The 9,814-nt window shown below is 69.5% G+C and carries 7 protein-coding genes and 5 pseudogenes; 6 read left to right on the top strand and 6 right to left on the bottom strand.

Annotation, left to right across the window (positions count from 1 at the left end):
• A pseudogene (locus ACWDNY_RS30495) lies at positions 1–489 on the top strand (IS110 family transposase); the annotation flags it as partial.
• 181 nt (positions 490–670) lie between these two features.
• Complete coding sequence (locus ACWDNY_RS30490) at positions 671–1,057, top strand: peptidase inhibitor family I36 protein (protein ID WP_451649046.1); 387 nt, start codon at positions 671–673, stop codon at positions 1,055–1,057.
• A gap of 401 nt (positions 1,058–1,458) precedes the next feature.
• Here the strand turns inward: ACWDNY_RS30490 and ACWDNY_RS30485 are convergent, their stop codons facing one another.
• The 4 genes and pseudogenes from ACWDNY_RS30485 to ACWDNY_RS30470 all read right to left on the bottom strand — a co-directional run.
• On the bottom strand, positions 1,459–2,334 hold the full coding sequence (locus ACWDNY_RS30485) for a C45 family autoproteolytic acyltransferase/hydolase (RefSeq protein WP_451649045.1): 876 nt from the start codon (positions 2,332–2,334) through the stop codon (positions 1,459–1,461).
• 98 nt (positions 2,335–2,432) lie between these two features.
• Positions 2,433–2,705, bottom strand: a pseudogene (locus ACWDNY_RS30480) (transposase); the annotation flags it as partial.
• 195 nt (positions 2,706–2,900) lie between these two features.
• A complete protein-coding gene (locus ACWDNY_RS30475) occupies positions 2,901–3,101 on the bottom strand; it encodes a type II toxin-antitoxin system VapB family antitoxin (RefSeq protein ID WP_356935954.1) in 201 nt (66 codons plus the stop codon).
• 180 nt (positions 3,102–3,281) lie between these two features.
• Positions 3,282–3,467 (bottom strand): annotated as a pseudogene (locus tag ACWDNY_RS30470) (transposase); the annotation flags it as partial.
• 756 nt (positions 3,468–4,223) lie between these two features.
• On the opposite strand from ACWDNY_RS30470, the gene ACWDNY_RS30465 reads away from it, so the two are divergent.
• Positions 4,224–5,393 (top strand): inositol monophosphatase family protein, encoded by a 1,170-nt coding sequence (locus ACWDNY_RS30465; protein ID WP_451649044.1) that lies wholly within the window; start codon positions 4,224–4,226, stop codon positions 5,391–5,393.
• Here the strand turns inward: ACWDNY_RS30465 and ACWDNY_RS30460 are convergent.
• A complete protein-coding gene (locus ACWDNY_RS30460) occupies positions 5,390–5,878 on the bottom strand; it encodes a hypothetical protein (RefSeq protein WP_451649043.1) in 489 nt (162 codons plus the stop codon). The genes ACWDNY_RS30465 and ACWDNY_RS30460 overlap by 4 nt on opposite strands.
• 486 nt (positions 5,879–6,364) lie before the next feature.
• On the opposite strand from ACWDNY_RS30460, the gene ACWDNY_RS30455 reads away from it, so the two are divergent.
• From ACWDNY_RS30455 to ACWDNY_RS30445, 3 genes and pseudogenes are all read left to right on the top strand, one after another.
• Positions 6,365–6,994, top strand: coding sequence for a hypothetical protein (locus ACWDNY_RS30455; protein WP_451649042.1), 630 nt, complete (start codon positions 6,365–6,367; stop codon positions 6,992–6,994).
• 397 nt (positions 6,995–7,391) lie between these two features.
• Complete coding sequence (locus ACWDNY_RS30450; RefSeq protein WP_451649041.1) at positions 7,392–8,123, top strand: DsbA family protein; 732 nt, start codon at positions 7,392–7,394, stop codon at positions 8,121–8,123.
• 375 nt (positions 8,124–8,498) lie between these two features.
• Positions 8,499–9,505: pseudogene (locus ACWDNY_RS30445) on the top strand (IS630 family transposase).
• Here ACWDNY_RS30445 and ACWDNY_RS30440 read toward each other — a convergent pair.
• Positions 9,500–9,730, bottom strand: a pseudogene (locus ACWDNY_RS30440) (DEAD/DEAH box helicase family protein); the annotation flags it as partial. The pseudogenes ACWDNY_RS30445 and ACWDNY_RS30440 sit on opposite strands and share 6 nt — an antisense overlap.
• Positions 9,731–9,814 lie beyond the last annotated feature (84 nt).

Genomic DNA, 9,814 nt, shown 5'->3' with positions numbered 1-9,814 from the left:
GGCACCGTCCTGGTGGTCGTGGACCAGCCCGCCTCCATCGGCGCCCTGCCACTGACCGTCGCCCGGGACGCCGGCTGTCAGGTCGCCTACCTGCCTGGACTGGCGATGCGCAGGATCGCCGACCTCTACCCCGGCGAAGCCAAGACCGATGCGAAGGACACCGCCGTCATCGCGGACACCGCCCGCACCATGCCCCACACCCTGCGCACCCTCGACCTGACCGACGAGGTCACCGCCGAGCTGACCATGCTCGTCGGCTTCGACCAGGACCTCGCCGGCGAGGCCAACCGCACCTCCGACCGCATCCGCGGCCTGCTCACCCAGTTCCACCCCAGCCTCGAACGCGTCCTCGGCCCCCGCCTGGACCACCCCGCCGCCACCTGGCTGCTCGAGCGCTACGGATCCCCGGCCGCTCTGCGCAAGGCAGGCCGCCGAAGGCTCGTCGAGGTCATCCGCCCCAGGGCACCACGCATGGCCGCCCGGCTGATCCCCGCTCGGGGCTGTGAGTTACTCCGAGGGTCAGAGCAGCACCAACCGGTCTCGCTGGTGCCAATGACCGGAAAGCAGTACAACCATCTGGAGATTCGACGAAAAGGGGTGCGGCGCTCAAGTGGCGTTCCTACATTGCCTCTACCTCGGCATTCCGGAGCCGAGGAGAAATGGGGGAACCATGAAGACGAGTATCCGCAGAAGTCTCGGCCTGGGGGTCGCCGCACTGGCCATGGTCGGCACCGGCCTGGCAACCGCACCCGCGGCGTCAGCCTCCACGTCCGACTGCCCGCGCGAGTACGTATGCGTCTGGAACAACACGAGTTTCAGCGGCGTACCCACCTGGAAGTCGAAGAACAACCTGTCCAACCTGTACTCCGCCAACGGCATCTCGATCATGAACAACGGGATCGCGTGGCCGGGCGCCGACCACATCTGGTACAAGGCAACTTGGTCGAACGGCGGCGCGACCACGAGCGGCTGCCTGCACTACCCGCCCGGCGGGAACAAAGTCCGGCTGACCGGGCCGATCACGCTGAACTGGGCCAAGTGGGGCGGCGAGTGCTGACCTGACGGTCCCGCAGGGGCAGCCCTCACGCGCTCGGAAGAACGTCCGAGGGTGGCAGCCGACGATCTGGAACAAGATCGTCGTCTCCGAGCTCTCATGTCGTGCTGGAGTTCCAGCGCGACATGAGAGCAGGCGCGACTCACCTTGAGGTGCAGTCCCGCCGGATGAGCACCGGCCGTAGGAACGGAAGACGCGGACCGCGTCGGCGATGCGGACGGTGCCGCCGAGGGCGGCCCGGTCAGCGCACCTCTACCCCTCGCCCGCGTCGGCGTCTTCCGCGACGACTTCGCCCCGCACCGTCCACGTGCGCAAGATCCCTCGCGTGGAAACCCGATCTCCTACCCGTCGGCCCGGCCTAAGAATTCCTAACGAAGTGAGTGCGGGCGACGGTCGGTTGTGCGTCAGTGATCGTTGTTGTCGCCGGACAGCCCCAGGGCAACGGTGCGTGTTCCCGGCGTGAATCCGGCGATGGTGTGTTCCCAGTGCTCGCCGGGCCAGTGGTACGTCACGCAGCCTTCCGCAGGGCGGTAGTGGGCCGTGTACACGGTGCCCAGCCAGTGGTCGTACGCGCGCTGGTACAGCGGTGGTCGCAGCATCGCCGGGACATCGATTCCCGCCGCCCGTACGGCGGCCAGCCGGGCCTGTGTCCGGGTGGTTCGTTCCTGCTCGTCCGGCACCGGCAGGTGCTGGTGGTTGGCGGCGCAGGAGTCCGGTGCCTCGGTCATAGGAATGTCGGGGCCCACGTGAACCGTCACGCTCCGGTCCGGGTCGACGAGAGTGACGTTCTGCGGGATCGCGACGGGCAGGGTGCGCAGTCCGCAGACCGCCTCGTCGACGGTCCGGCAGGTCTCCAGGACGTAGCGCAGCACGAGGGGCATGGCGAATCCCGGTCCGTGGACGAACCGTCCGCCGAAGGTGAGCGACACCGCGAGGCCGGCGTCGTTCATGCCGTCCAGCAGGCCCCACCCCGCTTCCTGCATGCCGACCACGGGGCGCAGGAAGCGGGAGGAGATGATGGTGCCTTCGCAGTGCTCGGGGGCGAAGTCGTAGTTTCTGAGCAGCGTGCCCTCGTGGCCGATCTGGGTACAGCCAGAGAAGAACGGCCGCACGGTCGCCATGGTGAGAAGCGTCTTGGCCTGAGGAGATTCCAGTTGATCCGCGAGTCGGTCTAGCACGGGGAGCAGCTCGGGCATGTGCGTTTCGAAGAGTTGCCGGGCCTGCGCTGCGCCCTCGGGGGTCCTGCCCTCCTCGGTCAGCCAGTCCTCCGGCTTCGCCATGGCTGAACGGACATGCGCAGCCCACCGACCGTCTGCGCCGTCACCGATCTCAACGGCATGGAACGTCTTGACGTAGTGGCTCATGAGGTAGGACCCAACTAAATTTCACGCCCACTCTTCAAGGCACGAAGGCGTCGCCGGCAGATGAGTGCGCATCCCAGGGTGAGGAACGCTTCGTGGATGTCGTCGCGGATCTCCCAGCGGATCCGCAGACGGCGGAACCAGTGCAGGTGAGCGAACGCGCGCTCCACGACCCAGCGTTGGGCACCGAGTCCGGAGCCCTGTTCGGTGCCCCGGCGGGCGATCAGCGGTTTCACGCCGAGGCCCCAAACGAGCCGGCGGTACTTGTCGTGATCGTAGCCGCGGTCACCGAGCACCGCTGTGGGTTCTCACCTCGTCTCAGGTGTGTGAGATCGTCTGCTGCTTCTTCGACTTGGGCACCTGCTTGTGTATGAGATTGCTCTTGACTTCACTTAGGGCTGTCCCGTAACTGCCGTCCGTCGTCTGTGCCGGCGGACTCTTGGATGCGTCGCCTGGCGGTTTGAGCGGCGGTACGCGGCAGGGTCTCAGCCTTGCGGCTCCTGCGGCTTGACGTCGAGCTCGCGCAGACTTTGGTCCTTGAGCTCGGTGCGAGCCTCCGTACGGTGGCCACGGGCGATGTAGTCCCGCACGATCGCCTCGATCGCGTCCTGGGGCGAGCCGATCCCCGCCAGGACCATCACTTCCACTACGAGTTCGGCGTCGAGACTGATATTGACCTTGGCCACCGTGCCCCCTCATCGCGTCGCAGCCGCACTCTAGCTGCTCATGGTTCCGTGGCATGCGCTCAAGATTCGATCTCAGGGAGGCCCCGAGTGGGATGATCTTGCCGTGGCAGGTGTGATCACGTCGTCAGAGCCGTCCTGGACAGCCCCGTTCACCGGGCTGAGCCCGCATTGGACGTCGTTTCACTTGGTGAGTCGGCGGTAGCTGATGAGGGCTGCGGCGATGCCGACGAAGGCGAGAAAGTGTTCGGCCTTGCGCTCGTAGCGGCGGTGGAGGCGTCGGCAGCCGGCGAGCCAGGACACAGTTCGTTCGACGACCCAGCGATGGCGGCCCAGCCGCTTGGAGGACTCGATGCCCTTGCGGGCGATGAAGCACCTTGCGGACCCGGACAGTCCCCGTCTCATCATTGGGATTCCGGACTCGTGTCAGGAAAGCTACAGCTCTGCCCAGGCGTTCCGCGCCAGACGAGGTACCCGGACGGTCGAGACGAATGACCTTGAGCTGCACCACCTGCTGCAGCTCGTACAGGACAAACCGAGGGAGAACGGCTCAAAGCCCTCGGCGACGTACGGGTCACCATGTTCGGCGACGACGACTTCCTGACCCCGGCCAGCGTCACCACCAACAGGAAAGAGTGGCTCATCGCCGACACAATGATGGGCACAGACCGCCTGTTCTACGGCAACGGCAAATGGTTCGAGGTAGGGGCCGGCTTCCTCGAGACCCTGGAAGAAGAACCAGGTCTCGCTTCTCCAGGCAGTCAGGCGGCTGCGCGCGATGAACGCGGAGGTGGAAGTCGTCGCTATCCGCCGCTGACGCAGGGGGCCGCACCCTCGTTGGCATGCTGCCGAGTACCAGTCGGTGCCACGATGGCGCGGTCGAATCCACCCCGCCCCCGCCGTCCCCCGCCCTAGCCTCTCACCCGCACCCTCCGCCCAGCCCTCGTGAGCCCTTCACCGCCCTCCCCGGCCCTCTGAAGGCCCCGCCATCCGCGCGGGGCCCGAGCCGGAAGCCGCCCACCGCCACCCCGTCACAGCCGACGGCGGAGAGCGGTCAGCGGCCCTACGATGACCGGGCCGACCGCTGCAGCCCGGCCCGGGTCCATCCGTACGGTAAGGGGAACCATGACGAGTGACTCCAGCCCGCGCGTTCTGCTCGTCACCGCCGACGGCGCCCTGTTGGTCGAGGAGGCGGGCGGAGGCGAATCCGGCGCCACCGTGCCGGTGCCGCGGGGCCTGCCCACAGTGGACCGCGAGGCCGCGTTGATGGCCGCCCTGCGGGCGAGGTATGGCATCGGGGGACGGGTGGCCGCCCTGGTCCGCACCGGAGCGGAGGCCGCGCCCGCCTACGCCTACGTGGTGCGGGTCACGCACTGTCCGGACGCCTCCGGCCTGCGCCCCGCGGAAGCCGGAGGGGTCCGCGAGGACGAGGAGGTCGCCGCCCTGATCCGCCGTGCCGGCGGCGTGCGGGGTGTGCTCACCCTGCCCGACCTGCGTGAGGAGGGCGAGGGCCAGGGGCCGCTGACCGCGGTGGCCGTACGGGCCGCCGGACTGGCGGCGCGGGCGGTCCGGGACGTGGTGGCCCGCGGGCGGGTCGAGGTCGCCGCCAAGCAGGGAGCGCACGACCTGGTGACGACGGCGGACCGGGCGGCGGAGGAGGCGGCGATCGCCGAGATCCGCGGGCACCGCCCGGACGACGCGATCCTGGCCGAGGAGTCGGGCAGCCACCCCGGCACCAGCGGCGTGCAGTGGATCCTGGACCCGGTGGACGGCACGGGCAACTTCGTCCTGGGGCGGCCCGACTACGCGGTCAGCGTCGCGGCGTACCGCGACGGCGTCCCGCTGGCGGCCGTCATCCGGCGGCCGGCGGACGGGGCCTGGGCCGCGACCGGCGAGCACGGCCCCACGGGCACGCTGCCGCTGGCCTGCCGGTCCACGGGCTCGCTGGCCGAGGCGGTGGTGTCCGTGGGCGTCCCGCACGACCCTGCCAAGCGGCCGGTCTCGCTACGGCTGATGGAGCACCTCCTGCCGCGCGCCCGCGACTTCCGCCGGATCGGCTCCGCCTGCTGCGACCAGCTGGCGGTGGCCACTGGCACGCTCGACGCCTACGTGGGCGTGGACCTCGGCCGCTGGGACTACGCGGCGGGCGTCGCGCTGGTGACGGCGGCCGGCGGCGTCGCCGAGGAGATCGAGCTGGCCGGCGGCGTGCCCGCGGTCGTCGCCGCGGCACCGGGCGTGGCCGCCGAACTCGTCGCCTTCCTGCGGTCCGTTCCCGCGGCGCGGCCGACGGTCTAGAACGGGTCCGGCGTGCCCCGCAAGGTGGGGTCGGGGCGGGTGGAGCGGGTGCGCGGTGGATTGGACCCGCCGATGTCCGCGACGAGCTGGTGGCGCAGCTCGCTGGCCAGCCGCTGCAGGTCGTCCAGCTCGCCCGCGGTCAGGGGCGTATCCGCCCGGTCCGCCGTCTTGCTGCGGCCGTCCGGCGACCTCACGAACAGCACTTTGTCGAGGGCGTCCTCCAGGGCGAGGTAGGCCCGCTTGGAGCCCTGCGACAGGAACATCCCGTGGGCCTCCTCGGCGAAGTACCAGTTGCGGAAGGAGGCGCGGACCGGCAGCAGGTCCGATCGCGTGGGCACCGGGATCAGCATCCAGTGCCGCGGGAGATGCCGGGTGAGGTGGAAGAGCGCCTGGTGGGCCGCCAGCCGCTTGTCGCGCAGCGTGCGGTCGTACTCGTGCTCCAGGTTGAGCCGCATGGTGGACCTGTTGGCGATATAAGTGGTCACGGCACCAAGGGCCGCACCGGACACTGCGGTCAAAGCGGGAAGCAACGCTGACACGGCAGCAGTGTCCCAGAGCTACCCGGGCGCCCGAGCCGGATCACGGGTGCGCTACGAACGACGGCGTACGAGCGCCGGGCCGGGCGGTCGCAGAGGTGCTACGACCGGGGTCAGCCGAATGCGGGGCCACCAGGGAAAGGCCGGCAAGACCGCCTCCCTGGCATGGTGGTGATGAAGGTGCCCAGCTTGTAGCCGGTGGGGTCGATGTGGTCGGCGGGGACGTCGAGGTGGCCGTAGTGGTCGCGGTAGGAGCGGGCGGCGGGAGCGGGAGACGGCCGGGTCGCGGGGGTCGAAGGAGACCAGGTCCATCGCCTGGGCGATGCGCTCGGGGTGGACGGTGAAGTCGAAGTGCCGGCGCCGCTGGATGACCTGGCTGGTCTCCTTCGGCAGGCGGTTGGCCTTGTCGGGGAGGCGTTCGAGGATGCGGTGGTCGTGGCTGGCCAGCGCGCAGGCGATCGCCCACACCGGCTCATACGCGGTGCCCAGGATGTTCTCGCCGTCCGTGCCGGGCGGAATGTCGCCACCAAGAATGAGCTGGCCAGCGCACGCGCCGACGCCCTCACCGCGCTCGACCCCCACTGGCGCCTCCCGCATGGCCCGGACTGGCACCGCAAATACCACCTGCTGCGCGCCCACCTCGCCACCGGCGCCGACCCCGCCGCCCTCACCCGCGACACCCAGATCGGCGGGGTGAAGATCGGCTCCTGGCTGGGGCGCCAGCTCACTACCTGGTCGGCCCTTGCCGACGGCCAGCAGCAGCTGATGACCGCGCTCGGCGTCACTCCCGAGGCGAACCCGCTGGCTCCCGCCCGCCGTACCCGCCGAACGTTCGAGGAGACCGTCCAGCTGCTGGAGCTTTTCCTGCACCGCGAGGGCCGCGTTCCCTCCGCCCGGGAGACGGTCCGCGTCGACGGCGACACCGTCAAGATCGGCGCCTGGCTCGCCAAGGCCCGCACCAAGCACCGTGCCAGCCAGCTCCCCGACCATCACGTACGCCTGGTGGCCGCCCTGTTCGAGGGGGACTGGACGGCCGAGGACGCCGTGCCGGCCGTTCTGGTGTAGGTCCTGCCCCGGCTGGTGCGGCCGCAGGGAAAGCCCGAGACCCCGCCGAGACGAGTGCCTGCAGGCCATCGAACTCGGTGCCCTCCCTCGATGGCTCCGGAGGGGCATCGGATATCTGCAGTTCAGCCCGGTGTGTCAGCGGCGCGTGCTATCTGCTGTTGCGACGGTTTCACCGCGCTGCGCGCAAGATTCCGTCGCCAGCCTGCCGCACTACATGTCCGTACAAAGCGGCTCCAGCCGGAAACCACCACCCTCGCTGCGCAGCCACACCAGACACACAGACCGGGGACTGCGCCAGCAGAGAACCCGCGGGAGCGGGTCTGGTGAGGGGTGTTCGTGGTGCGGTTGTCGTAGGGATGATCTAGGGTCGCGCTGTTCTCAGGGGAGGGGATGACGCATGGTGCGTAGGGGGCGGTGGGCTGTGGTGTGCGCGGTCGCAGTGCTGATGGTGGTGGGGTGTGGGCAGCGACATGCGCGGTACGGGCCTGACTTCGCGAGCGCAGAGGAACTGCCGGAGAAACTCGGTGCGGACGGCACCACCATCACGGTCGGCGATCCCGACGCGCCGGTGACAGTGCACTTGCATGAGGATCCCCGCTGTCCGTACTGCGAGGAGTTCGAGACCGCTGGCGGCGGTCCGCGACTGCGGGAAGCGATGCTCGACCGCAGGGCCAGAGCCGAGTACACCCTCGCCTCCTTCCTGGACGAGCGGGTCGGCGGCACCGGGTCGAAGAAGGCGGTCAACGCGCTGAGGGCCGCGCTGGAGGAAGGCAAGTTCGTGGAGTACCACGAGGTGCTTTACGCGAACCAGCCCGAGGAGAGCACCGACGGCTACACGGATGCCTACCTGCTTCAACTGGCCGGCAAGGTCAAGGGTCTGCGCGGCCCGGAGTTCGATGCGGCTGTGAGGTCCATGAAGTACCGCGGCTTCGTTACCGACTCCCAGAAAGCCTACGAGAAGGCCGGGGGAGCACGGGAGCCCGAAGGCCCCGGTACGCCCACCGCGCTGATCAACGGCAAGCGGATCCCGCTGCAGTACAACGGCCTGCTCCTGGACAGCGACGCCTTCGCCGAGCTGCTGCAGGAGATCTACGACCAGCCCGGAGAGTGGGAGGACACCACTCTGTAAACAGGGTGGCTTCCCTGGGGCAGAGGCGGAACCGCGTAACGGACAAGGCCGCTGGCCGCAGGGGTGTGAGCAGGCCACCGCCGTCGGCGGTGGATCAGCCGGCCACTGGAAGTGCGGGCCCGCAAATTCGGCACAGGCGGTAGCGAATGCCGCCACGCGGGCCGACGCGCTCGGCGACCCAGGCCGCCACCTCGCTGGGCTCCATCATCCGCTTGTGCGTCGCCCAACCGGAGTTGAGGGTGCCTTCGTGGGCGAACCTCGTCAGCGCGCCCTTCGCACCCGGCCGATCCACGAAATACGACGGCTACCGCCGCCTACTGATCTTCAAAGCGTGGTGTCGGAGGGCTGACGGTCCGTGATCCCTGCGGCGAGTACATGAGGTATGCCCAGGGTGGTGGTCTGACCGATGAACGCCGGGCTTTCCGTGAGAAGTTGCGGATGGAGGCGGCCGAGCGGTTCCGGCACCGCGACGAGAACTCGGTCATCGCGCACGACCTGCGCGTCAGCGTCCGGTCGGTGCAGCGTTGGCGCAAGGCCTGGTCACAGGGCGGGCCGAGGGCTCTGGCCTCGAAGGGGCCGGCGTCACTGCCGCTGCTGAGTGACGAGCTCTTCGCCGTGCTCGAGCGGGAGCTGCTCAAGGGGCCGGTCGCGCACGGCCTGGCCGGACCAGACCTGGATCCTGTCGCGGATCAAGACCCTGATCGGACGCCGGTTCCACGAGGGCTACACCGTGCAAGGGGTGGCCGCGCTGCTCAAGCGACAAGGCTGGAGCTGTCTCAGGTCCCCGCCCGCCGGGCGCTCGAGTGGGACGAGAACATGCTGGCCGGCTGGATGAAGGAGACCTGGCCCCAGGTGGAAGGACCGTGGCGGCGCTCGGCGCCTGGCTCGTCTTCGAAGACGAGGCCGGCTTCTCGATGACGCCGCCCACCCGCCGCACCTGGTCTCGCCGCGGCCACACCCCTGTGATCCGTGTCCGAGGCCGCTCCCGCCGCCGCTTATCGGTCGCCGCCCTGGTCTGCTACAAGGCCGGCGAACCCTCGAAGCTGATCTACCGGCCCTGCCCCGATGCCCGGCCCGACGGACGCAAAAGCTTCTCCTGGCAGGACTACCGCGATCTGATCCAGAGTGCCCACCAGCAACCCGGAGGTCCGATCGTGCTGGTCTGGGACAACTTGAACACCCACCTGGCCGCCGGCATGCGCCGCTACATCGCCGACTGCGACTGACTCGCCGTCTTCCAGCTGCCGCCCTATGCACCCGATCTCAACCCGGTCGAGGGCATCTGGTCGGTGCTGCGACGCACCGCCACGGCCAACCGTGCCTTCGCCGACCCCGCCGACCTGATCACCGCGGTCCGACACGGCCTACGCCAGCTCCAGTAGCTCACCCGGCGCGCCTTGGCCGGCGTCGTCGTCCAGTTGCCACAGTCGGGGCGTGGCGGTCATGTACAGGCGGCGCAGGGCGGGGATGCGGGTGTTGTCGTGGACGACCGCCCACGGCCTGCTGATCCGGCCCGAAACCCGGTGCGCCTCGTCCACGACGATCAGGTCCCAGCCCGGAAGGCCGGCCTGGTGGGCGCGCTCCAGCGTGGCGAGTGCTAGTGCCGCGGCAGGCAACGTTCGCCCCGTCGCGACGCCCGGCACGCCCTCTCGCCGCACCGGCCGGAAGCCCGAGTACATCCAGTACGAGGG

It is taken from the genome of Streptomyces sp. NPDC003697, assembly GCF_053587115.1.
Note: the sequence above shows the minus strand (reverse complement) of the source record. Positions and strands in the feature narration are given on the sequence as shown.